Source organism: Arthrobacter sp. 10L430 (assembly GCF_056395245.1).
This window is the reverse complement of record NZ_JBFTJD010000027.1, coordinates 26,902-52,715: the sequence shown is the minus strand read 5'-3', so window position 1 is coordinate 52,715 and position 25,814 is coordinate 26,902. Positions and strand designations below refer to the sequence as shown.

General features: G+C 67.5%; 28 protein-coding genes. 11 read left to right on the top strand and 17 right to left on the bottom strand.

Translation table 11 applies throughout. From position 1 onward, the window contains the following. The 6 genes from AC1DDG_RS18490 to AC1DDG_RS18465 all read right to left on the bottom strand — a co-directional run. Positions 1 to 401: lyase family protein (locus AC1DDG_RS18490; protein WP_476875853.1), on the bottom strand; the 401-nt coding region annotated here is incomplete at its 3' end. A gap of 9 nt (positions 402 to 410) precedes the next feature. Continuing rightward, positions 411 to 1,511, bottom strand: coding sequence for an asparaginase (locus tag AC1DDG_RS18485; protein ID WP_476877209.1), 1,101 nt, complete (start codon positions 1,509 to 1,511; stop codon positions 411 to 413). A 33-nt stretch (positions 1,512 to 1,544) separates the two neighbouring features. Further along, positions 1,545 to 2,261, bottom strand: a complete 717-nt coding sequence (locus AC1DDG_RS18480) for a FadR/GntR family transcriptional regulator (RefSeq protein ID WP_476877208.1) — start codon at positions 2,259 to 2,261, stop codon at positions 1,545 to 1,547. Positions 2,262 to 2,332: 71 nt separating this feature from the next. After that, a complete protein-coding gene (locus tag AC1DDG_RS18475; protein ID WP_476877207.1) occupies positions 2,333 to 3,304 on the bottom strand; it encodes a sensor histidine kinase in 972 nt (323 codons plus the stop codon). Continuing rightward, positions 3,301 to 3,972 carry a response regulator transcription factor gene (locus AC1DDG_RS18470; protein WP_476877206.1) on the bottom strand — a complete coding sequence of 224 codons (672 nt, stop codon included), beginning with the start codon at positions 3,970 to 3,972 and terminating at the stop codon, positions 3,301 to 3,303. Before AC1DDG_RS18470 ends, AC1DDG_RS18475 begins: the two co-directional genes overlap by 4 nt. A 67-nt stretch (positions 3,973 to 4,039) precedes the next feature. After that, positions 4,040 to 4,783, bottom strand: coding sequence for a phosphatase PAP2 family protein (locus AC1DDG_RS18465; RefSeq protein ID WP_476877205.1), 744 nt, complete (start codon positions 4,781 to 4,783; stop codon positions 4,040 to 4,042). A 218-nt stretch (positions 4,784 to 5,001) separates the two neighbouring features. On the opposite strand from AC1DDG_RS18465, the gene AC1DDG_RS18460 reads away from it, so the two are divergent. The 4 genes from AC1DDG_RS18460 to AC1DDG_RS18445 are packed head-to-tail and all read left to right on the top strand — an operon-like array spanning position 5,002 to position 8,200. Then, on the top strand, positions 5,002 to 5,298 hold the full coding sequence (locus tag AC1DDG_RS18460; RefSeq protein ID WP_476877204.1) for a helix-turn-helix transcriptional regulator: 297 nt from the start codon (positions 5,002 to 5,004) through the stop codon (positions 5,296 to 5,298). Beyond that, positions 5,295 to 6,539, top strand: a complete 1,245-nt coding sequence (locus tag AC1DDG_RS18455; RefSeq protein ID WP_476877203.1) for a type II toxin-antitoxin system HipA family toxin — start codon at positions 5,295 to 5,297, stop codon at positions 6,537 to 6,539. Before AC1DDG_RS18460 ends, AC1DDG_RS18455 begins: the two co-directional genes overlap by 4 nt. Before the next feature lie 58 nt (positions 6,540 to 6,597). Beyond that, positions 6,598 to 7,194: an RNA polymerase sigma factor gene (locus AC1DDG_RS18450; protein WP_476877202.1), complete on the top strand. Its 597-nt coding sequence runs from the start codon at positions 6,598 to 6,600 to the stop codon at positions 7,192 to 7,194. Continuing rightward, the gene (locus tag AC1DDG_RS18445) at positions 7,160 to 8,200 is read left to right on the top strand and encodes a CU044_5270 family protein (protein WP_476877201.1); all 1,041 of its coding nucleotides are present in this window, start codon (positions 7,160 to 7,162) and stop codon (positions 8,198 to 8,200) included. The genes AC1DDG_RS18450 and AC1DDG_RS18445 overlap by 35 nt, the downstream gene beginning before the upstream one ends. A gap of 94 nt (positions 8,201 to 8,294) precedes the next feature. On the opposite strand, the gene AC1DDG_RS18440 is transcribed toward AC1DDG_RS18445, so the two are convergent. Then, complete coding sequence (locus AC1DDG_RS18440) at positions 8,295 to 8,912, bottom strand: uracil-DNA glycosylase family protein (RefSeq protein WP_230120308.1); 618 nt, start codon at positions 8,910 to 8,912, stop codon at positions 8,295 to 8,297. A gap of 275 nt (positions 8,913 to 9,187) precedes the next feature. On the opposite strand from AC1DDG_RS18440, the gene AC1DDG_RS18435 reads away from it, so the two are divergent. Both AC1DDG_RS18435 and AC1DDG_RS18430 read left to right on the top strand, forming a co-directional pair. Then, positions 9,188 to 10,843: a serine hydrolase gene (locus AC1DDG_RS18435; RefSeq protein WP_476877200.1), complete on the top strand. Its 1,656-nt coding sequence runs from the start codon at positions 9,188 to 9,190 to the stop codon at positions 10,841 to 10,843. Between the two features lie 57 nt (positions 10,844 to 10,900). Further along, complete coding sequence (locus tag AC1DDG_RS18430) at positions 10,901 to 11,410, top strand: hypothetical protein (RefSeq protein WP_476877199.1); 510 nt, start codon at positions 10,901 to 10,903, stop codon at positions 11,408 to 11,410. On the opposite strand, the gene AC1DDG_RS18425 is transcribed toward AC1DDG_RS18430, so the two are convergent. Further along, positions 11,407 to 12,900, bottom strand: coding sequence for an amidohydrolase (locus AC1DDG_RS18425; RefSeq protein ID WP_476877198.1), 1,494 nt, complete (start codon positions 12,898 to 12,900; stop codon positions 11,407 to 11,409). The two genes, AC1DDG_RS18430 and AC1DDG_RS18425, sit on opposite strands and share 4 nt — an antisense overlap. Positions 12,901 to 13,248: 348 nt before the next feature. Between AC1DDG_RS18425 and AC1DDG_RS18420 the strand changes: the two genes are divergently transcribed. From AC1DDG_RS18420 to AC1DDG_RS18405, 4 genes are read left to right on the top strand one after another with little or no spacing between them, the layout of a single operon-like run. Continuing rightward, positions 13,249 to 13,578, top strand: a complete 330-nt coding sequence (locus tag AC1DDG_RS18420) for a hypothetical protein (RefSeq protein ID WP_476877197.1) — start codon at positions 13,249 to 13,251, stop codon at positions 13,576 to 13,578. Next, positions 13,575 to 14,021, top strand: a complete 447-nt coding sequence (locus AC1DDG_RS18415) for a flavodoxin family protein (RefSeq protein WP_476877196.1) — start codon at positions 13,575 to 13,577, stop codon at positions 14,019 to 14,021. Before AC1DDG_RS18420 ends, AC1DDG_RS18415 begins: the two co-directional genes overlap by 4 nt. Positions 14,022 to 14,058: 37 nt before the next feature. Then, positions 14,059 to 15,675: a DUF4389 domain-containing protein gene (locus AC1DDG_RS18410; RefSeq protein WP_476877195.1), complete on the top strand. Its 1,617-nt coding sequence runs from the start codon at positions 14,059 to 14,061 to the stop codon at positions 15,673 to 15,675. Continuing rightward, positions 15,672 to 16,322, top strand: a complete 651-nt coding sequence (locus AC1DDG_RS18405; RefSeq protein WP_476877194.1) for a dihydrofolate reductase family protein — start codon at positions 15,672 to 15,674, stop codon at positions 16,320 to 16,322. Before AC1DDG_RS18410 ends, AC1DDG_RS18405 begins: the two co-directional genes overlap by 4 nt. Before the next feature lie 89 nt (positions 16,323 to 16,411). Here AC1DDG_RS18405 and AC1DDG_RS18400 read toward each other — a convergent pair whose 3' ends face one another. The 6 genes from AC1DDG_RS18400 to AC1DDG_RS18375 all read right to left on the bottom strand — a co-directional run bounded on the left by AC1DDG_RS18400 (position 16,412) and on the right by AC1DDG_RS18375 (position 21,463). Beyond that, on the bottom strand, positions 16,412 to 16,798 hold the full coding sequence (locus AC1DDG_RS18400) for an RNA-binding S4 domain-containing protein (protein WP_230120293.1): 387 nt from the start codon (positions 16,796 to 16,798) through the stop codon (positions 16,412 to 16,414). Between the two features lie 99 nt (positions 16,799 to 16,897). Next, positions 16,898 to 17,341 (bottom strand): DUF1003 domain-containing protein, encoded by a 444-nt coding sequence (locus AC1DDG_RS18395; protein ID WP_476877193.1) that lies wholly within the window; start codon positions 17,339 to 17,341, stop codon positions 16,898 to 16,900. Positions 17,342 to 17,381: 40 nt separating this feature from the next. Then, the gene (locus AC1DDG_RS18390) at positions 17,382 to 18,491 is read right to left on the bottom strand and encodes a sulfite oxidase (RefSeq protein WP_476877192.1); all 1,110 of its coding nucleotides are present in this window, start codon (positions 18,489 to 18,491) and stop codon (positions 17,382 to 17,384) included. A gap of 137 nt (positions 18,492 to 18,628) precedes the next feature. Continuing rightward, on the bottom strand, positions 18,629 to 19,480 hold the full coding sequence (locus tag AC1DDG_RS18385; protein WP_476877191.1) for an SDR family oxidoreductase: 852 nt from the start codon (positions 19,478 to 19,480) through the stop codon (positions 18,629 to 18,631). Positions 19,481 to 19,488: 8 nt separating this feature from the next. Then, a complete protein-coding gene (locus tag AC1DDG_RS18380) occupies positions 19,489 to 20,493 on the bottom strand; it encodes an aldo/keto reductase family protein (protein ID WP_476877190.1) in 1,005 nt (334 codons plus the stop codon). Positions 20,494 to 20,611: 118 nt separating this feature from the next. Next, a complete protein-coding gene (locus AC1DDG_RS18375; RefSeq protein WP_476877189.1) occupies positions 20,612 to 21,463 on the bottom strand; it encodes a hypothetical protein in 852 nt (283 codons plus the stop codon). Positions 21,464 to 21,671: 208 nt separating this feature from the next. Here AC1DDG_RS18375 and AC1DDG_RS18370 point away from each other — a divergent pair, with 208 nt between their 5' ends. Next, a complete protein-coding gene (locus AC1DDG_RS18370; RefSeq protein ID WP_230120286.1) occupies positions 21,672 to 22,079 on the top strand; it encodes a YchJ family protein in 408 nt (135 codons plus the stop codon). A gap of 9 nt (positions 22,080 to 22,088) precedes the next feature. Here AC1DDG_RS18370 and AC1DDG_RS18365 read toward each other — a convergent pair whose 3' ends face one another. From AC1DDG_RS18365 to AC1DDG_RS18355, 3 genes are all read right to left on the bottom strand, one after another. Next, positions 22,089 to 22,922: a TIGR04086 family membrane protein gene (locus AC1DDG_RS18365; protein WP_476877188.1), complete on the bottom strand. Its 834-nt coding sequence runs from the start codon at positions 22,920 to 22,922 to the stop codon at positions 22,089 to 22,091. Between the two features lie 177 nt (positions 22,923 to 23,099). Next, complete coding sequence (locus AC1DDG_RS18360) at positions 23,100 to 25,154, bottom strand: acyl-CoA dehydrogenase family protein (RefSeq protein WP_476877187.1); 2,055 nt, start codon at positions 25,152 to 25,154, stop codon at positions 23,100 to 23,102. Positions 25,155 to 25,216: 62 nt separating this feature from the next. After that, the gene (locus AC1DDG_RS18355; RefSeq protein WP_476877186.1) at positions 25,217 to 25,519 is read right to left on the bottom strand and encodes a hypothetical protein; all 303 of its coding nucleotides are present in this window, start codon (positions 25,517 to 25,519) and stop codon (positions 25,217 to 25,219) included. Between the last annotated feature and the right edge of the window lie 295 nt (positions 25,520 to 25,814).

The following is a 25,814-nucleotide window of genomic DNA, read 5'->3' as shown; positions in this document are numbered from 1 at the left end:
GCGTAGTCGCCCTTGGGGTGGCCGAGGATTTCCAGGGCCCGGTTGGCGATGACCTCGTTGGCGTTCATGTTCGAGGAGGTCCCGGCGCCGCCCTGGATGACGTCGACGACGAACTGGTCGTTCAGGAGCCCGTTGAGCACGTCGGTGCAGGCGGCCTCGATCGCGGCGGCGCGCTCGGGGTCCAGGAGCCCGAGTTCGAGGTTGGTGCGGGCGGCGGCGAGTTTCACGGCGGCCAGGCCGCGGACCAGGTGCATGTTCGTGGACAGCGGCTGGCCGGTGATGGGGAAGTTCTCCACGGCCCGGAGCGTGTGAACACCCCAGTACGCGGCGGCCGGAACGTCCCGGTCGCCCAGGAGATCATGCTCGGAACGGACGTCCGGAGCGGTATTGGTGATGGTCACTTGCAATCCTTAGAAGGCGTCGTTGGCTGGGGAAATTGCGGGAGCTGTGGAGTGAAAATCGGCGGCCTGAAGCAGACCCACGGGCCGGCCGCCGCCCAGCACCGCGCTGGTCGCGATGCCCGCCAGCGGTGACGTGTCGACGTCGAGCGCTTCCAGTGCGCGGACGGTGACAGGCATGCGGGCGCGGTCGCCGCCGTCGGAAATCTTGACTGCAATGCCGCGGCCGTCCGGCAGCCCCACGAGCTGGACGCCCTCAAAACCGTCCTTGGCCAGCAGCCCCGGCACGAGGCGCATGAGCTCGGTGACGTCCCGGCCTTCGCCTGCCACCATCTCCGGGTAGTGCCGCATGGCATGCGCGACGGCGGCTTCCGGGCTCTCGGGGGCGGACGCACCGTCCGGCAGTTCTGCGGACGCGAGACGGCCGAAGGCGCGCGCCATGCCGGCGAGGGTCAGGGCGAACAGCGGCGTGCCGCAGCCGTCGGTGCTGATCCCGGACGGTTCTTCGCCGGTCAGCTCCGTCACGGTTTCCGCCACGATCTTCTGCAGCGGGTGCCCGGGGTCGAGGTAGCCCTCCACCGGCCAGCCGTTGATGACGCACGTGGCCGCCATGGCGGCGTGCTTGCCCGAGCAGTTCTGGGCGATCTGGGTGGCCTGGCCGCCCTCGCGGAGCCACTCCTCTCGTTCGCCCACGCCGTAGGGGAGGTCGGTGGTGTTTTCCAGCGCGGCGGCCGTGAGCCCGTGGAGCTGCAGGATCCGGCTGGTGCCGTCGCGGTGCCTGGCGCCGCCGGAGTGGCTTGCGGCGGCAAGGGCCAGAAGATCGCCGGGGAGATCAAGCCCGGCGCGGACCATGGCCACTGCCTGCAGCGGCTTGAGCGAGGACCGCGGGTAGAAAGCCGCCGGCGGGTCACCGGCGGAAAGAAGGGTCCTGCCGCCAGGCGCGGTGGCGATGAGCGAGCCGTAATGGATGCTTTCGACGAGGCCGTCGCGGGTCTGGAAGGCCAGCGGTTCGTGCCGGGGCAGCCTTTTAGACTCATGGGGCGCGGTTGCCCAGGGGGCGGCTGCGGCGGGCGCGGGAATCTGGGGGCTTGCCGGCATGGCAGGGGAGGGCATGGAGTCCTTGGGCTGTTGGATTGTTGCTGGCGGTTACTGGTTGAGGATGGAGTCGAGGGCCTCGCCGACGGCGCGGAGGTGCTCGCTCATGGCGGCGCTGGCGTCTGAGGCGGAGCCGGCTTCGATGGCGTCGAGGATGCGCTGGTGCTCCTCGTTGGAGGCGTGCTGGCGGTCGGTCACCAGGTTCAGGGTTTCGGACTGGTGGGCCAGGGCATCGCGGATGTCGGCCACCACGCTTTCGAAGACCTTGTTGCCGCTGGCTCGGGCGATGGCGGCGTGGTAGCCGGAATCGAGCGCCACCCAGGCTTCGGGATCGGTCTCCACGGCCATGGAGGTGACCATGGCGCGGAGGATGTCGAGGTCTTCGGCTGTCCTCCGTTCGGCGGCGAGGCCCGCGGCGGGGACTTCGATATGCGGCCGGGCCTCGGTGAGGTCGCGGGCGGAGAACTGGCCGAGGACGAGGTCGTTGGCTACGTGGTCGGCCACGACAAACGTGCCCCGGCCTGTGCGCGTCACGGTCAGGCCGAGGGCGGTGCAGGAGCGGAGGGCCTCACGGATCACCGATCGGCTCACGCCGTACTGCTGGGCCAGGGCCGCCTCGGAGTTGAGCTTGGCGCCCACGCCCACCCTGCCGCCCTCGATGTCGCCGCGGATGGCGTTGAAGACAGCCTCGGCGGCGCTGAGGCGGGCAAGGGGGGAGGTGTTTCCTCCGCTTTGCTGTCCGGCTGTCCGGCTGTCTGACAGGTTCACGCTTAAAAATATGGCACGGGTCACACCTGACTGTCAACTGTGAATTGGGCGGCTGCCGCCGGCCGCCTGGATTACGAAGCCGGAAGCTCGAGGCTCAGCACCGTTCCGCCGGGGCCTGTTTCCTTCACGGTCACATCGCCGCCGTGGCGCATGGCCGCGTCCTTGACCAGCGCCAGCCCGATTCCGTAGCTATGCCGCGCCGCCTCATGGTCTGCCGGCCTCCCGCGCGCAAACCGTTCGAACACTCGGTCCGGTTCGATATCCGTGATGCCCGGGCCGGTGTCCCGGACGCTGATCCTGATCATGCGGCCGGTGGCAGTCACGGCCACGCTGATACGGCCCGAATCGGGGGTGTGGGAAATGGCGTTCTCCACCAGTGCGGTGACCATCCTCCGCAGCAAATGCGTCGGAATGCGCACGCCTGCCGGGCCGGCTGCTGAGCAGGCCAGCTCAATGCCCGCGGCGCCGGCGAGGAGCTGGAGGTCGTCCGTCACTGCCGCAACGACCGTGGCCGCCTCCGCCGGCTCGGTCGCCTCGATGGAAGCGGGCGCGGACAACAGCAGCAGGTCGTCCACCAGTTCGGCGAGACCGGCGCTGTCCTCGCGGAGCCGGGCAAGCGTGGTCGCCGCGGGGCTGTCCGGACCGGCCTTGCGCTGGGCAAGCTGCAGCCGTGCGTCCAGGATGGCCAGCGGCGTGCGCAGTTCGTGGCTTGCATCCTGGACGAAGCGCCGTTGCACCGCAAGGGCTTCGCCGAGCGGCCTCACGGCGCTCCTCGCGCTGACCAGTCCGGCGGCTGCCGCAAGCACCACGCCCAGGACGCCGCCAAAGATCAGCGCCAGCAGTCCGTCGGCTTCGTCGATGTAGATCCGGCCGGCGCCGGCAGGGTGCTGGGCGAGCTCGGCCGGCTGTGACCGGTAGACCGCGAACAGCACGAGCGCCAGGATGACGACGGCGACGCACGCCGCGCACACGAGCGCGATCTGCGTGCTGACCTTGCGGGCAGCCGTGCGCAGGATAAGCCGGTCGGCATCGGACGGGTTCATGACGGCTCTCCCAGCTGGTAGCCCGTGCCGTGGACCGTGCGGACGATGTCCCGGCCTGCCTTCCGGCGGAGGTAATGGACGTAAGTGTCGACGGCGCCGGGCTGGTCACCTTCCGTGAACACCTTGCCGAGGAGCTCGGTGCGGGAGAAGACCCGCTCCGGTTCGGTGGCCAGCACTTCGAGCAGCGACCCCTCTCTGGGGGAAAGGGACACGCGGTCGCCGTAAGGCGAGAGCAGGAGCCGGGCATCGGCGTCGTACGTCCAGTCGCCGAGCGGCAGGGACCGCTGCGGAGCCTCGTAGGTGCGGGTCAGGGCGCGGAGGCGGGCGGCGAGCTCGGCGGCATCGAACGGCTTGACCAGGTAGTCATTGGCCCCGGCGTCCAGCCCGTCCACCTTGTCCTGCACGGTGCCCAGGGCAGTGAGGATCAGCACCGGGGTGCTGACGCCCTTGCCGCGCAGCGCTGAGACGAGCGCGGCGCCGTCGAGCAGCGGGAGGCCGCGGTCCACCACCAGGGCGTCCCACTCCTGCGTCAGGCCGAGGTGCAGGCCCTCCTGCCCGTCCCGTGCGAGGGTCACGTTGAAATCGTCACCGATGAGCTCGGCGATGAGGGGGCCGAGCTGCCGGTCATCCTCGACCAGCAGCACGCGCTTCTTCCGGTTGGCGTCCATTACGCACCATTCTGCCAACACGGGGGATTGTGCCAACAGGATGCGGCGGCCCGCGCGGAGGCGGTGCTCACGCGCTCGCTGTGGGAACGGGGCCCAGCCGGGCAAGGAGGGGTATGCGGGACAGGACCGCCAGCCCGTAGGTGTTCCACAGCCCCGTGATAAACGACGCCCCGGTCAGGGCCGACAGGAACGACGCCGCCACGTCAGTTGGGTAATGGACGCCCAGATAAATGCGGGACAGGGCCACCGCGACGGCCACGAGGGCTCCGCCGACCAGGGCTGGCCACTGCCAGCGGGTGCCGCGGGCCAGGAGGAACACGGCGATCGCGAGGGCCGCGGCCAAGGCGGTATGCCCGCTGGGGAAGCTGTCGGTGCCGGGCTCGGGCGTCAGGGGATCGAAGAGGGCGGCGGAATCCGGCCGATGCCGGGCGACAACCAGCTTGAACAGTTCGCTGCTGACCCACGCGGCGGACGCCACCAGCCCGGTGGCCACCGCGTTCACCGGGCTCCGGCGGGCGAAGAGCAGGAACAGGCACAGCGCGGCGATCATCAGCACGCCGCCGACCGGGCTGAACACGACGTTGAAGAACAAGGCAACCGCGGTCAGCGGGGGCGAGTGGCCGTGGCTGAGTTCGGCATCCACGGACAGGTCGGCAGCGGTAAGGGCGGGGACGGAGCCGAGTGTCAGCCCTGCGGCCACGATCAGGGCAGCAAAGACCAGCGGCAGCACGATCCAGTGGCGGAGCTGTGGCAGCGTTGCCATGCGGGTGCGGTCCGGGGTGCTGTCTGTTGCCGGCTCTGTCCTGGTCACAGGCTGTCCCTTTCGTTTTCGGCATGCGTGGTGCTGTGCCTGATTCAAGTGTGGAAGCGGGCTGCCAAGAAATCTCTAAGAAATAGAATGGGTCCGAATTCTGTGTGGATTCCCCTTCGGCACGTTCGTGCCGAAATACCGTTGCCTGACCCCCAAAAAGCGTTTTACACTGAATCTGAGCAAATTTCGGCACGTTCGTTCCTAATAAGAAGGTATTCGTGGCCACATCCTTCTCCGATCACCTTGCCGGTGAAGTCCGCGCGCGCAGAGCCGTCCTGCGGCTCAGCCAGCAGGACCTTGCGGACATGGCGGGAGTCTCCGAGCGGTTTGTCCGGTTCGTCGAGCAGGGCAAGCCGAGCGTCCAGCTGGACTCGCTGCTGGCCGTCCTGGAGACACTGGGCCTGGAGCTTCGGCTCGCCACACGGTCGAGGGAGGCGGCACGCGCCCTCGCGAGCCAGCCGGCGTCGGACGGCGCCTCTGGAGCAGCTGAACCTGAAAGCAGCGCCCGGCCATGAGGCACCGCGTCGCCGACATTTATAAGCGGGGCATCCTGGCCGCGCGCCTGGAACGGCACGAGGGCGGCACAAGGTTCGCCTATCTGCCGGCGTACCTGCAGGCGGGCGGTCCCGCCGTCGCCAGTTCCCTGCCGCTCACCGCGGAGCCGGTGCTGTCCGCGGCAGGCGCCGCCCCGCCCTATTTCACCGGGCTGCTGCCGGAGGGGCGCCGGCTCAACGCGCTGCGCCGTTCCATCAAGACCAGCGCGGACGATGACCTGTCTCTGCTCATCGCCGCGGGCGGAAACCCGGTGGGCGACGTGCAGATCGTGGGGCACGGGGAGGCTCTGGACCCCGAGGAGCATGCCGTGGAGGTGGACCCGCGGAAGCCGGTGGACTTCGACGAGCTGCTGGGCGATTCCGGGCTGATCGATCCCGTGGCGCTCGCGGGCGTGCAGGACAAACTGTCTGCCGGGATGATTTCGATGCCCGTGGCCAGCGCCGGCCGGCGGTTCATCCTCAAGCTCAATGCGCCCGAGTTCCCGCACGTGGTGGAGAACGAGTTCATCATGTTCCGCTACGCGGCCAAGCTGCGGATTCCGTTGAGCCGCGTGCAGCTGATGCGCGATGTCGCAGGCCGCCCGGGCCTGCTAGTGGAGCGATTCGACCGGGTGCCGCTGGCGGAGCGGCCCGAAGCGGCAGGTGCATCGGACGCGGTGCAGCGCCTCGCCGTCGAGGACGGTGCCCAGGTGCTCAAGCTGTACCCGGCGGACAAGTACAACGTGGGGTTCGGGACGGTCTGCCATGCCTTGGCGGAATACTGCGCGGCGCCGCTGCCGGCGCTGCGGAACCTGGCCATCCAGGTCGCGTTTGCGTGGCTGAGCGGCAACGGCGACCTGCACGCCAAGAATGTGTCCATGGTGCAGCAGCCGTCAGGGGAGTGGTCCGTCGCGCCGGTGTACGACATCCCCTCCACCGTGGTCTACGGCGACAAGACCCTCGCCCTGACGCTCGCCGGCAAGCGCAGCGGCATCTCCCGGAAGCATTTCCTAAGCTGGGCCGCGGCCCTGGGGCTGACGGAGCGTGCGTCGGTCCAGGTGGTGGACCTGGCGCTGAAAGCAGCGGGCCCGCTGCTCGCAGACCTGGAGGCGGGCACTGCGTTCGCGACAACGCACGACGGCGGCGGCTCGCCTTTTCCGGACATGGTCACCCGGGCGTGGGTGAAGGAGCTGAAGCACCGGCGGAGGCTGCTGGAAGGGTGAGCCGGCGCCGGAGGATATGTTCCGTGAACCCTTTCCCGGCCAGCGGGCAATACAGAGTGTGAGTACAGACAGCGACATCATCAGGCGGTCCCGCGACAGCCCTGCAGCCTTTGGGGAGTTGTACGACAGACACGCCTCAGTCATCTACCGGTACGCGGCCAGGCGGGCGGGGGACTTCGCGGCCGACGACGTCACGTCCGAGACCTTCCTGGTCGCCTTCGAGCGGCTGGACACTTTCGACCACGGGCGGGACGACGCCAGGCCTTGGCTGTTCGGCATCGCCACCAATCTGCTGCGGCGGCACCACCGGGCCGAGGCGCGCACCCTGAAGACCCTGGCCAGGTCCGCTCCCCGGGAGGGAGTGGGTGACAGTTCGGACCGGATCGCGGCGCAGGTTGACGCCACCGTAGCGACGGCCCGGATCGCCGGCACGCTGAAATCCATGGCAGCCATAGACCGGGAAACCCTGCTGCTCTACGCCTGGGCCGACCTGACCTACGAGGGAATCTCCCAGGCGATGGACGTGCCGGTGGGCACCGTGAGGTCCCGTCTGAACCGCGCCCGCAAAACACTGCGGGACACGCTGGGCCTGGAACGACTTGAAGATACGGAGAACGATCATGGACGATTTGCAGCTGCTCCGCGCAATGCGTAGCGATGTTGGCTCGGCACCCCAGGCCACACTTGCCCGGGGCCGGAATGCCCTCATGGCCAAAATCGGAGCGCCGGATGCCCGGGCCACCACCAGCGGGGTGAGGCCGCGGAGGATTGTCCGCCGGGCGGTCTTGGCCTCCGTGGCCGCCGCGCTGCTCGTCGGGGCCATGGTCGCCGCCGACGTCATCATTCCCGGGGCGCACAAAGGCGCCACCGCCGAGGCCGCCGAAGTCCTCAGCAGGGCTGCCACGGCCACGATCAAGACCTCCGACCCGGTGGTGAAACCGGGGCAGTACCTGAAGATCGATACCAACGCCGTTTACGGCACAACCCAAGCGTTTGCAGACGGGAGCCAGTTGTCCTGGCTGGAAAGGACAGGAGGCCAGGTTTACGTCCCAGCGGACCGCACCGGCGTATGGGTGTGGACCCGGGAAGACCGGGTCCCGGGGACTTTCTTCAGCGACGCCGCCAAGAAGGCGGCGGCCAAGATGCAGGAATCAGTTTCCGGCTCCAAGGGGGCCGGGGCCGAAACGCTGCGCGCCCCGGGCGGTGCTTTCTACGGCGGAGAACAGACAGTGATCAACGGCATGCGGCTGGATGAAGCCGCCAAGCTTCCCCGCGATCCCAAAGCGCTCCTGGACCTGATCTACTCCCGCACCAAGGGCGCAGGGGTTTCACCGGAAGCCGAGGCATTGGTGACCATTGCGGATACCCTGCGTACGGGCATCATTCCTGCGGACCTGCGGGCGTCTCTCTACAAGGCTGCGGCTCTCGTCCCCGGCGTCACGATGGTGGACCGCCAAGCCACCCTCGACGGAAAAACCGGCGTCGCCATTGGCATTGTAGGACCGGACGGCAGAAGCAGGCGAGACATCATCATCGATCCGGCCACCGGTCTAATGATCGGAGAACGGGACGTCCTGCTCAAGGCCACCCCAGACTTTCCTGCCGGGACCGCGACGTCGTGGACGTCCGTTCGGACCACAGTGGTCAACGCGGCACCCTAAACGCCTACGGCCGTAGACTCCTACGACGGGAAAATGGGCGCTGGGAGATCCCTCCCGGCGCCCATTGGCCCGTAATTTGTCGGACGTGGCGGAACTACAGGTGCTGGATGCCCGCCCGCTGCATGGCGTCCTTGTAGATGTCCACGCTCTTGGTGAGGAGCTCCTCCTGCTTGGCCTCGGAAACAGCAAAGGCCCGCCCGCCGAGCGCGCTGGCCTTGTAGATTTTGATGCCGTTGTTCTTCAGTGAGGAGTGGTAGGTCTTCTCGAAGAGGGTCAGGAAGGTCGAGGCGTCGGTGCCGTGGGCGATGACGGCCGAGACGCGTTTATTGATTTTCAGGAACTGGCGGAAGGGGCGCAGGCCGTCCGTTTTCTCCTGGACGTTCAGAGCCGACGGCAGGTCAGGATCCCGAACCCAGGGGTAGGCGTTCCACGGCATGACGTAGCGAGGGTCGAGTTCCGCGAGCTCGTAGATCTGGGTGGCCCGGCGGGCGGCTTCATCGTCGTTGAAGTGGGACACGAATCCGGACTCGGTGCCCTTGCCCGGGCTGACGTGGAGGCTGACGATGCGGCACTCGTCCTCGTCATGGATGGGGTCAATGTAGGGGACGGTGGATCCCGGCTTCTTTTCCATGAGTTCGTCGCACAGCTGCGTTACCGCCGCAATGTTCGGTTCCTGTAGCAGGGCCTTTTTTTCGTCCCAGTCAATCGTCACGATCTCTCCCTCAGCAGCAAGGCGTCCAGAATCAGGCGTCTTGTTCCACTGTACGCTTTTGCCGGTTTGGGTGCGCGGGGAGTTCACAGTCGTGGCTGCGGACCGGCGTCTTCCGGCTGTTCAGTCCTCGAAATGGGCGGATGGGTGGTGCTGCCTGGGCATTGGATCTTTCTCCGGCGCCGGCACAGGTTCATCATGAGGGAAGAAAGCCAGCGCGACAGCCCTCCCTCGGCGCGAAGGGCGAGCCTGGTGCCCATGAACTTGAGGAGATCGCCGTGACCAGGACCAGTTCCGCATCCCCGGACCGCCGGTCGCTTCTGAAAGCGATAGGGATCGGAGCCGCTGGAATTGCGGGGACCCCGCTTCTGTCCGCCTGCACTGCCGCAGCCAGGCCCGCCGGCGAGCCCGGCGACCCGAGCGCGCCGGCGTCGTTGCTCCCTGCGCCGGAACCACAGGTCAAGCCGCTGCTCAACCCGCAGAAGGTCAGCGATGCACTGGCCAAGCTCGACGGGATGGTCCAAAGCGCCATGGCGAGCACTGGGGTTCCCGGGATCGCCGTGGCGGTGGTCTACCGGGACCAGTCCGTGTACGCCAAGGGCTTCGGCGTGCGGGCGGCCGGGAAGACGGAGCAGGTCGACGCCGACACGGTCTTCCAGCTGGCGTCGGTGTCCAAACCGCTTGCCTCCACAGTGGCGGCCGGAGCCGTGGCCCGCAACGCCCTCAAATGGACGGATATGGTCATCAGCCGAACGCCTGCCTTTTCCTTGAAAGACCCATTCGTCACCCGGAATGCGACCATCGCGGATCTGCTGTCGCACCAGGGCGGTCTCCGGACAGGCTCGGGCGATCTTCTGGAAGACCTTGGCTTCGACGGGTCCTATATCCTCAGCCACCTCGACCAGCAGCCGCTGGACTCATTCCGGGCCAGCTACAACTACAGCAACTTCGGCTACACCGCGGGCGCCCAGGCAGTCGCTGATGCCATGAAGATGCCCTGGGAGGACTTGGCGGACGAGATATTGTTCAAGCCACTCAACATGACCGACACCAGCTACCGGCACGCGGACTACCAAAAGGCGCCGAACAGGGCGCTCATCCACGTGCCGGTCGGGAACAGGACCTGGGTGGCCAAGTACAACCGCGACGCCGATGCGGAGGCCCCGGCCGGTGGCGCCAGCTCCACAATCCGGGACCTTGCCCGCTGGCTCCGTCTGCAGCTCGCCAACGGCAGCTATGAGGGGAAGCAGATCATCGAGCCGGAGGCCCTTGGCGTCACCCACGTTCCGCACGCCGTCTCAGGGCTGCCCGCCACGCCGGGAGCCCGCACACGCTTTTACGGCCTCGGCTGGAATGTCTCCTACGACGACCATGCCCGGCTCCTGCTGGGGCACTCCGGAGCCTTCAACCTTGGAGCAGCGACCGCCGTCTCCATGCTTCCGGGTGAGCAGCTTGGCATCGTGGTCCTCACCAACGGACGTCCCCAGGGAATCCCGGAAGCCATCAGCGCGGGCTTCTTGGACGCGGCTCAGAACGGTGCGCCGACCGTCGACTGGCTTGGTTTTACCGCCCGGGCGTTCCGGCAGATCGATGAGGCGGAGAAGCCGAAGACGGACTACTCCAAGGCACCGGACCACACCCAACCAGCGCGGACCAGCACTTTCTACACCGGCAGCTACGCTAATTCCTACTACGGGGCACTGGCTGTCGCCGAGGATGGCCGCGGACTTGCCCTGAAAATGGGCCCGGCTGCCAAGGCCACAACGTTCAGGCTCACCCACTTCGACGGCGATACGTTCAGCTTTGAATCCATTGGAGAGAATGGCAACGGCCTGGCAGGCGCAATCTTCACCGGAGGGGCGGGCGGCACGGCAGCCAGCGTCAGGCTCGACTTCTACGACCAGACGGGGCTCGGCACCTTCACCCGCGCGTGAGGGCCGGAGTACTTTCGTAAGCTTGAAGGGAATGACCGCCCCGATCCAAGGAACCCATTGCCTATCTCCAAACAAGCGCTGAAGGACGACGGGTTCACGGGATTCCGGCCTGTCGGGGACCTCGAAATCAACCGGGTTCCGCAGCGGCCCGGGATCTTCGCAGTGCTCCGCCCCGAGGGCTTCGAGCCGCGGTTCCTGGCCAAGAGCACCGCCGGGGTGTTCAAGAAGAAGGACCCGTCGCTCCGGGCGGAAGCGCTCCACGCCGAATGGGTCGAGGACGCGGACGTTATTTACCTGGGTAAGGCGGGCCCCGGAAGCAAGGGAAACCGCGGCCTCTGCAGGCAGATCCAGGAGTTCGTGGACTTCGGAAAGGGCAAGCCGCCCGGGCACTGGGACGGTCGACTGATTTGGCAGCTCGCCGACTCCCGGACCCTGCTCATCGCGTGGAAGGAGCTGGCCGCAGAGGAGGTGAACCTCGCCGAAGCCAGGTACCACGCCGAATTCCGCGAACACTTCGGCAGGCTCCCCTTCGCCAACCTCGTCCAGGCCCGGGCCAAAGGGGTCTAAACGCCGGAGCCGCGGTGCGTAAACCTGCCCGCCACCAGTGTCGCAGCGACCGGCATCCCGGCGAACACCTCGTCCGGCACGGACAGCGGATCGGCGTCGAGCACAGCGATGTCCGCAGGGTCCCCTACCCGGATCAGGCCGCGTCCCCGGGTCGAAGCCATGAGCGCTTCCCGCCGAGTGAGAGCCTGCTCCGGATGCCACGGTCCGCGCCCGTCCAAACGCGATCGGGTGGTCGCGGCCGACATCGCTACCCACGGATCAAGTACAGCCACCGGCGCATCGGAGCCGAGTGCCAGCACCGCGCCGGCCTCGAGCAGGGACCGCAGCGGGAAGGCCCGGTCGGTGCGCCCGCTCCAGTTGGCCTCGGCGGCGTCCCGGTCGTCCAGGGCATGCGCGGGCTGGACGCTGGCGGTCAGGCCCAGCTCGCCAAAGCGGGCAAAGTCCTCGTGCCGCACAAACTGGGCATGCTCAATCCGGCCCGGGATCCCGGCGGCGGCGAAAGCATCCAGTGCCACCTGGTTTGCGCCGTCGCCAATCGCATGGACGGCCGGAACGAACCCGGACTCCCGGGCCCTGACCAGCAGCGCCAGCAGCTCCGCTTCGCTGACGGTCAGCATCCCGTGGCCGCCGTGCGGATACGGGTCCACGCAGTACGCGGTGCGCGTGTTCAGGGATCCGTCTATGAGCACCTTCAGCGGGCCGACGCGCAAAAGGCCTGCCCCGCCGTCGGGCTCCTGCCCGGTCCGCATGCCCGCGGCGACCGCCCGGGCCAGGTCATCAGGATAGACGCCCGCGTCGATCCTGAACGAGTCGAAGCCGCCGGCCACCCGGCGCAGCCAGACGTCGCGGTTCCAGGTCATCTCGAAGTCGACCACGCCCACGATTCCCCGTGCGGCGGCCTCCCGGGAAGCAGTCCGGACCCACGAATCAACAACCTCATCAGGCAAACGTCCCAGCTCGCGGGTCAGGGCGAACGCAGCGTCCTCGCGCAGCAGGCCGCCGGCATCCACCTCAACGCCGTACCTCGAAGCCGCGGCTGAGTTCAGCCACACGCAGTGGAGGTCGTGGCTGATCAGTGCCGTCGGCACCCGGTGAGTGACGTCGTCGAGCATTTCACGGCTGGGGACGTCCTCCCACACCGCATCGCGGAACCCGACCCCCACCACAGTCAGGCTCCGGTCGGCGTCCGCCAACCGGGCGCGCACCACCCCCGCGGCCTCCCGCGCCGACGCCGCGAGGGAAAGATCGATCCGGTTGGCCGCCAGGGCCCACTGCGTCATGTGCACGTGCTCGTCCCACAGCCCTGGAATGACGTACCGGCCATCGAGGTCAATCACGGGGACATCGGCGGGCGGCCGCTCGCCCGCAGGGCTGAGGCGGGTGACCGCGCCGTCTGAGATGTGGATGTTCAACAGTGCAGGGTCCCCCGGCTGCCTGACGGAAGCCAGAATGATGTCAGGCAGTGGGTGTCCCTCTTGGTCGAAGAGCATAGGAAACAGGTTATGGGCCGAATGCCCGGGCAACAATCCGGGCCGGACCTCCTGCCCGCGACTTTGGCCCTCTTCACAGCGCACGCCTGAAGGTGCATTCTGGACGTGACGCGGTTCTGACAAAGAAGTCCGGGGGAGGATCCGTGGTCGCTGGCGTCACCGGGTCTCACCACGTGTTGGGGAATGGCACCGTGAACCCGCCGTTTCCCGCAGGAGCAGGAAACGGGGAGGCCGCGGCCGCATGAAGAAGCAGATTGACCCTGGACAGATTCGTCAGCCACCGCCGCTGCCCGCCGGACTCACGCTGCCCGCCGGAGTCACATTCCCCGCCGGAGAGGCGTGACCGCGGTGGACAGAACCTCCACCCAGCACCGGCTTAAAGTCCACGTCCGCATCGACGCCAACATGGAATCGGCGCGCATCGACGTGCGTGGCACGCTGACGGCCGCGAACCTGAGGGCACTTTATGTGGTGGCCCGCCGGACAAGCGCTCTCCTGCCCGGCCGGGAGATCGTCATAGACCTGACCCATGCGCGCGCTGCGTCGGATGCCGTCACGGCCCTTCACGATCCAGCCCAGCTCAACCGCCTGGCGGCCGCTGCCGGAAGTTCAGGGCTGCTTTGCCCTTTGCGCATCCTGGATCCGCCGCCGGCAGCCAAGAGCCGGGAGAGAGTATGAAGGCGCACATTGTCTACGACTCCGCCTACGGCAACACGAAGGAGGTTGCCTCGACGATCGCGGCATCACTGGATCCGCTTCCTGCCGAGGCCGTGCCGGTAGGTGACTTCAACCCCGGTGACCTGGCCCTGGGCGACCTCCTCGTCGTCGGGAGCCCGATCAACGGCTGGCGTCCGACGCCGAAAATCACCGAGCTGCTGTCAGCGCTCGGCAACGGACAGCTCGACGGCGTCAGGGCCGCCGCGTTCGACACCCGCGTCCGGCTCTTCATCCACGGCGACGCGGCCCGGAAGATCACGGAAACGCTCCGGGCAGACGGTGCCCACATCATTGCCAAGCCGATGCCCTTCTACGTCCGCGGCAGCGAGGGACCGCTGCGCCCCGGAGAACTTGAGAAGGCCACCGCCTGGGCAAAGGAACTCCTCGCGGCTTTGCACCCGTAGTGCGCCGTAGGCCACTAATCAGGAAAGGAACGCGGCCATGAAACCAAGCCGCATCGTGATGCTCGTCCTGGGCACGCTCTCGGCGCTTCTGGGCCTGGGGCTGCTCGCCGGCGCAGCGGGAGTCGGATGGCTCAACTTCCAGCAGCGCGACGAGGGCTACTTCACCTCGTCAACGGAGCGCTTCGAGGCCAGCTCCAACGCCATCACATCCGTCGGGCTGGACATCATGGCGGGCCAACGTCTCCCCGGTGTCATCCCGTCTGACAGCGCCGGCAGCATCCTCATCCGCGGCGCGTCAGGCACAGCCGGCAAGGACATCTTCATCGGCATCGCCCCGCAGCCGGACATGGAGCGGTATCTGGAGGGGGTCAAACGATCGGAAATCCGGGACCTTGAAACAAGGCCCTTCAGGGTTGCTTACCGTGAAATTCCGGGCGCGCGCACCCCTGCACGCCCCAGTGCCCAGACCTTCTGGACGGCTTCTGCCACTGGCGCCGGCACCCAGGAACTCAGGTGGGACCTTCGCCCCGGCAGCTGGGCAATCGTGGTGATGAATGCAGATGCCAGCGCGCCCATCGCCGCCGAACTGCAGGGCGGCATCCGTTCGGACCTGCTGTGGCCCTTGTTCGTGGGACTGCTGATCTCCGGCATCGTGCTCCTGGCCGTCGGCGTCCCGCTGATCGTCGCCGGTGCCATGGGTCTCGGACGGCACGGCCCGCCGCCGCAATATCCGACGGCGGGACCGCCCGCAGCTGGACCCGGCGGCACCGCTCCACTCGCCAATGCAGCCGCCGGCCCCCCGTATGGTGCCGGTCCCCCATATGGTGCCGGCACTCCGTATGGCGGAGGTTCCGCGGGCAGCGGCGGCCCGCCGTACGGCGGGGGCGTCCCGGGCAGCGGGGCGGCCGTACCACCGCCGCCACCCGCCGTCGGGCTGTTTTCGAACGCACCATACCCGGCCCGCCTGAGCGGGCACCTCGACCCGGGGCTGTCGCGCTGGATGTGGCTGGTCAAGTGGTTCCTTGCGATTCCGCACCTCATCGTGCTGTTCTTCCTCTGGTTCGCCCTGGTCATCACCACCATCGTGGCGTGGTTCGCCATCCTGTTCACCGCCCGCTACCCGCGCTCGTTGTTCAACTTCAACGTGGGCGTGCTGCGCTGGAGCTGGCGGGTGTCCTTCTACGCCTTCTCCGCGATCGGCACGGACCGCTACCCGCCCTTCACCTTGGCCCGCACGGACTATCCGGCCGACTTCGACGTCGACTATCCGGAACACCTCTCCCGCGGCCTGGTCCTGGTGAAGTCATGGCTGCTGGCCATCCCGCACCTGCTGATCGTGGGCGTGCTGGCGGGCAACTCCCGCACCTGGGTGGCGTCCGACGACGACTTTGCAGGTGGTGCCGCCCGGTACTCGTCTGGCGGCGGAGTCGCTCTGATATCGCTCCTGGCCTTCATCGCCGGCCTCATCCTGCTGTTCACCGGGAGCTACCTCGGGAGTCTGTTTGACCTGTTGCTCGGCCTGAACCGCTGGGTGTACCGGGTGGCCGCCTATGTGGCACTCATGCGGGACGAGTATCCGCCGTTCCGCCTCGACATGGGTCCGGCCGATTTCGGCGGAACCCGGCCCGGCAATCCCCCGAGAGGTGAACCATGAAACTGACTGTCAACACGTTCCTGAGCCTGGATGGAGTCATGCAGGGCCCGGGCGGAAAGGAAGAGGACGCCAGCGGCGGATTCGAACTTGGCGGCTGGCTTGTCCCGCACGCGGACGAGGACATGGGCAGGATCGTGGACGGCTGGTTCGCCGAGGCCGACGCCATCCTCTTGGGCCGCACCACATACCAGCTGTTCCAACCCTATTGGGAACAGGTCTCGGACCCGGATAACGCAGTGGCGGCCGCGCTCAACGGCCTGCCCAAGTACGTGGTCTCAAACACCCTCAGCGAAGCCACATGGAACAACACCACGATTCTGTCCGGCAACATTCTCGAGGCCATCGACGACCTCAAATCCAGCCCCGGCCGTGAGCTTCAGGTGCACGGCAGCCACGTTTTGGCCCGAGCCCTGCACAACGCCGGTCTGGTGGACGAGTACCGGCTCTTCGTGTTCCCGGTGGTGCTGGGGCAGGGCAAGCGCCTGTTCGACACCGGCTCCGCGCCGTCGGCCTTTACCCTGGCCGGGCACAAGGCGACGGCTGCCGGCGCCGTCCACCTGACCCTGCTGCCCACGGCGTTCGGCGCCGGAGAGTTGGACGTGGGGGAGTTCGAGGTGCGGGACGGGCGGGAGCGCGTCCCGGACTGAGCCGCCGCCTCGCCGAAATAGAGCAACGCGGGGTCAGATACGGCCCAATATCGACGGCGGATTGGGCGTTATGTGACCCCGCGTTGCATTTAGCCGCCGGAACCCTTGAGGCGCTCCATCTCGCGGCGGTCCTTCTTGGTGGGCCGCCCGGTTCCGCGGTCACGCTGTGGGAGGCCGAGAGCCGGGGCCGCGGGCCGCGGGGGCGTGTGGTCGGTGAAGCAGTGCGAGGCCGCCTCCGCGCCGACGCGCTTGGCGATCAGCCGGCGCACCTCAAGGATGCGCTCATATCCCGGCTGGCGGACGCGGACGGTGTCGCCCGGGACCAGCGAATGCGACGCCTTGGCCGGGTTTCCGTTGAGCCGGACGTGTCCGGCGCGGCATGCAGCAGTGGCCGCGGAACGTGTCTTGTAGGCACGGATGGCCCACAGCCAGGCATCAATGCGGACCGTGGCGGGTGCTGAAGGAAGGCTGCTCATGACTGCTGCCGAGTATAGCGGCCCCCGTTCCGACCCTTGGCAGCCCGGCCCGCGGAAAAACTACTGGGGTGATCTATCAAAGGCCACCCCCGGCGGGGACTACTGGGAGTGACCACCCTCCCGACGCGCCTCTTCCCCGCGGTCGCGAAGAAGCTGGCGAAGCTCGTGGAGGATCTCCAGCTGCTGGTTGTTGATGGCCGTCAGCCGCTCGATCTCGGCTTCGGCCTGCACATCGGTGTCGTAGTCGTGCTGAGCCATGGCCGCCGCGATGGCATCCTGGCGTTTGGCGGCGATGAGCAGGATGGCGCCCTGAAGCCCGGCGAGCATGGAAAGGAACAGGTTCAGCAGGATGTAGGGGTAGGGATCCCACTCCGTGGGCGCAAGGACGAGGGAATTCACCAATGCCCAGGCAATCATGAACCCGATGAAGCCGCCCACAAACGGCCAGCTGCCCATGCCGTTCCGCATGACGTCGGCCGCGCGTTGCCCCCGGCTTAACTGGGCCTTATGCTCTTCGTGCCACGTTGTTGGTTGCTTGCTCATGTGCCCAGAGTACGGGCGGAGCGGAGTGCCAGCGTCCCGGCTACTCCACCCTGACCTTTACCCGCTGGACCACGTTGTTGCCCATGCCCTGGTAGTTCCAGTGCTGCTCGAGCGGCTGGACGGCGCCGGTTGCGTCCGTGGCCCGGCAGGCCAGCTCATGCTCGCCGGGATCGGCGACCCACGGGAAGCTCCAGCCGCGCCATGCAAAAGCGCCGCCGGCCTTCTCCAGCTGCGCGGGCGCCCACTTGCCGTCGATACCGACGTCCACACCCGTCACGGCGCCTTCACCGGACCAGGTCCGGCCGCGCAGCATCACCGGGCCGCGGGAAAGGATGCGCCGGCGCGTATAGAAGTCCGGAATGCCCGGCGGAAGCATCAGCGAACGGATCCTGATCCGCGAAACCGGCGTGCCGGCGTCGTCCGCGGTGTGCTGGTAGCGGTACGCGACCGACTGCTGGAAGCCGTGGAACGGCACGGTCACCACCTGGATGGACTGCAGCCACTTGACGCTCGTCATGCCGTACCAACCGGGAACCACCAGCCGCAGCGGATAGCCGTGCTGCGGCGGGAGCTCGCTGCCGTTCATCTTGTAGGCAAGCACGACGTCGGCCCGGAGCGCCTCCGCGATCGGCAGGCTCCGCGCGTACTGCTGCCGGACGCCGCCCTGGATTCCCTCGTCCAACCCGGTGAACACGACCTCAACGGCTTCGGGCTCCACGCGGGCCTGCGCCAGCAGGTAAGCCAGCGGAACCCCCGTCCACACCGCGGTGCCCACTGCTTCGAGCGTCCACGGCTGGCTCAGCGGCCTCGGTTTCAGGAGTGAGCGCCCGTTGCCGGCACACTCCAGCGTCACGGGGACGCTGATGGCCGGGTCCTTCTTCAGTGCGGCCAAGCTCAGTTCCAGCGACCGCTCCACGGCGCCGCCGACCCGCAAATGCCAGGACCCGGCGTCGATGTGCGGGATGTCGAAATGCGTCAGAACATAATGCAGTCCGGGCGGCGTGATGTCCTCCCGGAGCGCCTCCAGCGGCATTGAGTGGTTTCGCACCGCGAGCTGCAGTTCCTCTGCGGTGAGCGGACCATAGGTGGGTTCCCCAGCATGCGGAGCCGGCCGGGCGGACTGACGGCGTCTGTAGATCAGCTTGGACATGGCATTGCGATTCTGCTCGGTTCTGCGGACGGGCGTCCCCCCACTTCACAGGTTTACGCCGCGCCCCCAGGACCGTCAATGCCGGGACCGTCAATCCCGGGACCGTCAGCGCCTGATTAGCCGCGCGAGCCGGCTAGCTAAATCTGCGGCAGCTTCACGAACTCCGCGAGCCCGATGGGGTCCTGCCCCGTCAGGCCGTGCACATCCGACGTCGGCCCGGCCAGCTCCCCGTTCGCGATCGCCGTGTACGTGCTCACCCAGGCCTTGACCTGCCACGCCGGAGCGCCGTAGGAAGCCCGCGAGGAGTACGCCTCCTCGAGCGTTTCATTGTGGTACGTGACGGTCCTTCCCGTGGCGTTGGAAAGCACTTCGGCCGCGCGGGCCAGCGAGATGTCCTCCGGCCCGGTGAGGTTGTAGGTGAAGCCGGCATGCACGGCGGGGTCCCGCAGCACCGCCACTGCGCTCCGGGCAATGTCTTCCCGGGCCACGGCAGCCATGACTCCGTCCCCGGCGGGCCCCCGGACCACGCCGTCCTCCCCGGCCAGGATCGGCAGGAAGTCCAGGTAGAAGTTGTCCCGCAGGAACGTGAAGGCCATGCCGGACGCCCGGATCCGCTCCTCCGTGGCGTAGTGGTCCCGCGCCAGGGTGAAGGACGCGTCCGGCGCCGCACCGAAGAACGAGGTGTAGACAATGTGCTGCACCCCGGCCGCGGCAGCGGCGTCCACGAACGTGTAGTGCTGCTGCAGCCGGTCCTCGGCCTCGGCCGCGGAAACCATGAACAGCGTCTTCACGCCGTCAAGGGCGGAACGTGCAAGCACCGGATCCGCGTAGCTGACCACGGCGGACGGTGCGTCCTGCAGCTCCGGTGCGCGGCCGGCGTCGCGCACCAGCAGGCGCTGGGCGAAGCCGGCATCCGCAAGCTGGCGCGCCACCATCCCTCCGAGCACGCCGGTGGAGCCGGTCACGGCAAGGTCAGGGAGATCTGTCATGGCCCCTCCTAGCCTTCGCGCGTTTCGGGGGACTTCGTCTGGGAAGGATCACGCTCGGCGAGTGAACCGATTGCGGCGTCGATCTTCTTCATGATGTCCGCCTCAAGCGTGACTCCCGATGCAGCCACGGTGTCCGCGATCTGCTCGGGCCGCGAGGCGCCAATAATGGCGGACGCCACGTTCGGGTTCTGCAGCACCCAGGCCACCGCCAGCTGCGGCATGGTCAGCCCGGCTTCGTCGGCGATCGGCTTGAGCTCCTGCACGCCGGTGAGGACGTCGTCGCGCATCCAGCGCTGGATCATCTTGGCGCCGCCCTTTTCATCCGTGGCGCGGCTGCCCTCCGGCAGCGGCTGGCCGGGCAGGTACTTGCCGCTCAGCACGCCCTGCGCCATGGGGGACCACACGATCTGGGAGACGCCCAGTTCCTCCGACGCCGGGACCACCTCTTCCTCGATGACCCGCCAGAGCATGGAGTACTGCGGCTGGTTGGAGATCAGCTGGAAGCCGAGTTCCTTTGCCAGCGCGTGCCCGTTCCGGAGCTGCTCCGCGGTCCATTCGCTGACACCGATGTACAGCGCTTTGCCCTGCCGCACGATGTCCGCGAACGCCTGCATGGTCTCTTCCAGCGGTGTCTCGACGTCGTAGCGGTGTGCCTGGTACAGGTCCACGTAGTCCGTCTGCAGCCTGCTGAGCGAGCCGTCTATCGACTCCATGATGTGCTTGCGGGACAGGCCGAGATCGTTCTTGCCCTTGGGCCCGGTGGGACCGAAGACCTTGGTGAAAATTTCCAGGGACTGGCGCCGTTCGCCCTGCAGCGCTTCGCCGAGGACGGTCTCCGCGGCGGTGTTGGCGTAGACGTCGGCGGTGTCAAAGGTGCTGATGCCGGCGTCCAGCGCTGCCCGCACGCACTGGGTGGCGACGTCGTTCTCCACCTGGGAGCCGTGCGTCAGCCAGTTGCCGAACGTGATTTCCGAGATCTTGAAGCCGCTGTTTCCGAGGTATCTGAATTCCATGGGTTTCACGCTAGCGGAGATGGTTGCTCAGGGTAAGGGATGCAGGCCAGTCATCCGCCGGCCGTGTCACCCGCAGGGCTGGCACGGGGTGAGCTGGTACGGGGGTCCCCCCGCGGTATCAGGACCGGATGCGCGATTCGGTGTGCTGCGACAGCGAGACCATGGACCCGGTATCAAGGATGGCCATGTGGCCGGCGTTGGCAGGCTTCTTGGCGGGCCTTGCCGGCTGGGCGGACTTCGCGGTCGATGGCTGCGCCGACTGCGGGCTCTTTGCTCCGTTTCCGCTGCCCTTTTCGCCGGGCGCGTGGGACGGCGGCGGCGGGACCTGGGTGAGCGGTGCGCGGGTGCCATGGTGCAGGGCGGATTCCACCAGCGGCGCAACTTTCACGATTTCGCCGGTGCCCGTGACGGGAACGTCGCGGACCGGGACATCGATCGTGGGAGCCGCCGCGCGGGCCCGCGCCACGGCACGGGCATCCGCCGCGGCAACGGCGTCCGCCCAGTCCTTCGCAAGGACCGGCGGTACCGGGCGCGCTGCTGTCACCAGGGGGTGATGAACGACGGCGGTGCGCAGCGCCTCTTCGAGTCCGGCGCGGGTCAGCAGTTTCTTCCAGTCGATGGGAGGGCGCGGCGCGCGAACCGGGCGGGAAGTGCTTTGCGTCTTGGGCAGCCGGGGCTTTGCGGGCCGGGCGTTTCCCGGCCGATCCTCGGCGGGGTGGCTGTTGGCGGACTCTGCGACGGGCACACTCCGGGCGATCTGGCCGTCCGCGGACAGCCGCACCAGCTCGATGGTGTCGGTTTTGGGGAACCTGCCGAACAGGGCCATGACGATCAGGGCGGTGAGGCGGCCGGTCCCGGCGATCAGCAGCATGGCCGTGAAAATAATGAAGAGCCCAATGGACATGACAAAGGCCACAAACACCGTGCCAAAAAATGTCAGGTTCAGTGCAATCGTTGTCGGATCTCCCACTTCACCCTCCTAACAGCCCGCGGCTGCCGCATCCCGCGACAGTCACAACCGGAAACAGCCCCTAACCACCATACGGACTATTTACTGCCGACATGCACGCATGACAAGGCCCCGCCGGTGTTGTTTCGAACCTGTTATCGGATGCGCCCCTCCAGGCAGGCATATAGTCGGAATTAGCAAGTAAACACCACATTTTCCAGGGGATGCCGTGACCCAGCCAGAGCCCTTTGCCGGTAACTGCCCGTGCCTCTCCGGAGAGCAGTACGCGGACTGCTGCGGCCGTTTCCACCGCGGATCCGCTGAAGCCGCAACGGCTGAACAGCTGATGCGTTCCCGCTACAGCGCGTTCGTCCTCCTCGACGCCGGTTATCTGCTCAAAACCTGGCATCCGGACACGCGGCCCTCGGAGCTGGAGCTCGATCCTGGCCTTGAGTGGCGCCGGCTGGACGTCGTGTCCACGAGCCGCGGCGGCCCGCTGGACACCCAGGGCACCGTGGAATTCAGGGCGCACTTCAGGCAGGACGGCGAACGCGGCGTCCACCACGAAACGAGCCGCTTCCTCAGGGTGGACCGGCGCTGGTACTACTTGGACGCCGTCGTTCTGCACCAGGCCTGATCGCAGCTCTTAATGGCGGTCATCGTAGTCCGCGGTGGGCGTGAAGCCGGCGCGGTCCACCTTGCGGTGGAAGTGCATGCCGGTCATCCCGCCCAGCACGGCGCCCACCAGGGCCACGGCAGCGACCACAACGGCGGCGATGATGCTCGTGGTGTTGAGCTGGCCTTCGTTAATGGGAATCCTCGGGAAGCTGTTCAACTGCGCGAGGATATTGAACCGCTCCCCGGCGATCAGGCCCAGCACGGCCACGATCACGGCGGCGATCAGGGCCCAGATCCACACCATGAAGCCCTGCTTGGCCCCGTTGAAGCGCGCCATCCGGCCGGCGACATAGCCGCCGCTGTAGTAGGAGACGAACAGGATGACCAGCAGCATAATGATGCCCACGACGCCCACTGTCTGATTCGTCGTCGCCTGTCCGACAGCCGCGTTCACATCAGTGTTCGTGGCGAGGCCGACGGCTGTCCCGGCGGCCGCCACCAGGGCGGTCAGCAGGACGGCCATGCCGGTAGCGGCCAGCCAGCCGAAGAACGCCGAGCCTACCTGGATTCCGCCGAAGGCCTCCTTTTCACGGGCAACGGCGATCTCCCGCGACGCCATTCCGGGATCGGTACGCGGGACCGCGCTGGTGTGTGCGTCCTGTGTGTAGTCGCGCTCGGCGGAGGGCGCCTGGGTGTTCATGGCCCGCGTGTCGGTGTCCCTCCGGCCGCCCTCGCGCTCGTCCGTGCTCCGTGCGTCCGTGTCGCCTGATTGCGTGGCGTCGTAAACCGGGGTGTCGTCGGTGCTGGGTTGGGATTGGGTGCGGCGGGGGCGCCTGTCCTCGGAACTTATGGGGCTGCTCATTGAACGTCTCGCTTTCATTGAACGGACCGGGCTCAGATCTAAGCCTGGCAACGCAATGCCGAGACCAAGGCGCTGGCCTCAGTTCTAGCTAACTCCGTTCAATCCCACTTAGCAAGGATGCTTACTATTTGGGTTTTCGTGCCGTCTGCCGGCCGGCAAGCGGGTTCCGTCCCGCGCTCAGCGGTATTTCCGGTGTAGGTCCTCCTTTACCGAGGCCCGGGGTGCGGCGTCGGCAATCCACGGCCCGGTGCCCTCGGACTGGTCCAGCACACCGGCCTCGAGCCACTCGTAGTCCCCGGCGAGGACTTTGCGCGAGAGTTCACGGTCGCCGTCGTCGGTGTTGCGCCACAGCTGGTCGAAGTATTCGTCCACCCGCACGCGGGCCTGCTCGCAAAAGGCCTCGGCCAGCTCGAACGCGGTGGCGCCGCGCTCCGGAGCCGTGCGGAGCAGCATCTCCGCCCGGGAGCAGCACGCGGCCATGGCGAAGAGCTCGGCGCCGATGTCCACGATCCGTCCCAGGAACGCCTGCTTATGCTCCAGCTTGGCCTGCCAGCGCCCCATGCCGTAGAACGTCTGCCGGGCGAGGCGCCGCGAGGACCGTTCCACAAAGCGGAGCTGCTTGGCGAGCCGGCCGAACTCGCTGTAGGACCGCGGGTCCATGCCGGCGCCCGCCAGGAGTTTGGGCAGCCACTTCGCGTAGAAGCCGGACGCCCCGACGGCGGCCCTCGCCTTGTCCGAGAGGCTGGCGTCCACGGACGCCAGGTCCCCGGCGGCGGCAAGGTGGGCGTCCACGGCTTCACGGGCGATGAGCAGCTTCATGATCTCCGAGGATCCTTCAAAGATCCGGTTGATTCGCAGGTCACGCAGCTGCTGCTCCGCGGGGACGGCGCGCTCGCCGCGGGCCTCCAGCGAATCGGCGGTTTCGAAGCCGCGGCCGCCACGGATCTGCACGAGTTCGTCGGCAATCTGGCAGCTGCGTTCGGTGGACCACAGCTTCGCCAGGGCGGCCTCGATCCGCACATCCTTTTGGCCGGCATCGGCCAGTTCAGCGGACAGTTCAAACACCGCGTCGAGGGCGAAGGCGGTGGCGGCGATGTAGGCAATTTTCTTGCTGACGGCCTCGTGCTGTCCCACCGGACGGCCCCACTGGGTGCGGGCGTTGGACCATTCCCGGGCAATCTTCAGGCTCCAGCGGCCCGACGCAACACACAGTGCGGGGATGGAGAGGCGGCCCGTGTTGAGGGTGGTCAGTGCGATTTTCAGGCCCTGGCCCTCGCGGCCCAGCCTGTTGGCCGCCGGAACCCTGACCCGGTGGAAGCGGGTGACGCCGTTCTCGATGCCGCGCAGGCCCATGAAGGCATTCCTGTTTTCCACCGTGATGCCCGGCGTGTCCATCTCCACGACGAAGGCGGTGATGCCGCCTTTGTGGACGGTCCCGTCGGCGTCGGTGTGCCGCGGCACCACGGCCATTACCACCACAAGTTCCGCGATCACTCCGTTGGTGGTCCAAAGTTTCACGCCGTCCAAAACGTATGCCTCGCCGTCGTCCGTGGGCACGGCGGTGCTGCCCATCCTGGCGGGGTCGCTGCCCACGTCGGGCTCGGTGAGGAGGAAGGCGGTAATGGCGCCGCCCGCGCATCGCGGCAGGTATTCCTGCTTCTGTTCAGCGGTGCCGAACACCTTTACCGGCTCGGGCACGCCGATGGACTGGTGGGCGGACAGCAGCGCGCCGAGGCTGGGGTGCACCGAACCCAGCAGCGCGAGGGCCCGGCCGTAATACACCAGCGACAGCCCCAGGCCGCCGTACTCCAGCGGGATCTTCATGCCGAACACGCCGAGGTCGGCCAGGCCCCTGAGGTATTCGTCCGGGACTTTGGCCTCACGCTCGATCAGCCTGCCGGACATGGTCCGGCAGAGCTCCGTGAGACGCTCCATGAAGGCTTCGCCGCGCTCCACGTCATCGGCCTTGGCCGCGGGCCAGGGATGGATGAGGCTGAGGTCGAAGCTGCCGAGGTACAGGCCTTTGGCAAAGCTCGGCCGCTCCCAGGCGGTCTCGCGGGCAGCCTCGGCGACGGCGCGGGCGTCCTCCGCGGAGGCGCCGGCGCCGATCTTCTCGGCGGCCACCGGCGTTTCGGAGGCCGGGCTGTCCATTGGCGGGATGGTGCCGTGACCCGTTGTTTCTGCGGGGGCGGGCTGGCCTTCGGTGGCGGGACTCTCAGTGGCGGAGCTCACGGGGCATCTCCTCTAACCGGTGACCGGCTTGAGCCCTGGGTCCGCCGCGGGTGGAGAACCCTTCAGCTGTCCCTCAATGCTACCCGCGGGTAAGTACCGGTGCTAGGGGAGGGCTGGCCCTGAAAATCTCCGGGCAGCTCCACGGTGGAGGCATGGTGCACCAGCCGGTCCCACAAATGGTTGATGCCGTGGACCAGCCCGAGCAGGGTGCCGGCGACGATCAGCCAGGCCAGCCGCCCCACCCCCACCAGGACCAACGCGGCACATGCCGCCGCCGCCACGAACAGGACCAGCACCAAGGCAAAAACCAGCGTTCCTGTGAACACCAAGGTTGCCGTCTCCACTGCACTTAGGTCGAACTCCATGCTTCCCCCTGCGCCTTTGCTGCGGTTGGATCAGTAGCACGAGCCTAGGGCGGGCCGCCGGGTCCATCCACAGGCTGCATGGCGGGTCGCGCCTGTTGATACGGGATCGAAATCATACTGCTCCGTAGGTCACGGCTTTGTCTCAGCAACCCCACCAGCAACATGCCTGACGTTTCTCCCCCGTCAACGCGCGGTCAGCGGCGGCCCAATCGGGACGCTCGTTGGCCCAGGCCTGGCCCCGCGCACCCTCACGCCTTAGGTGAAAGGCCCTCTGCGTTAACCTTGTAGTTGGCAG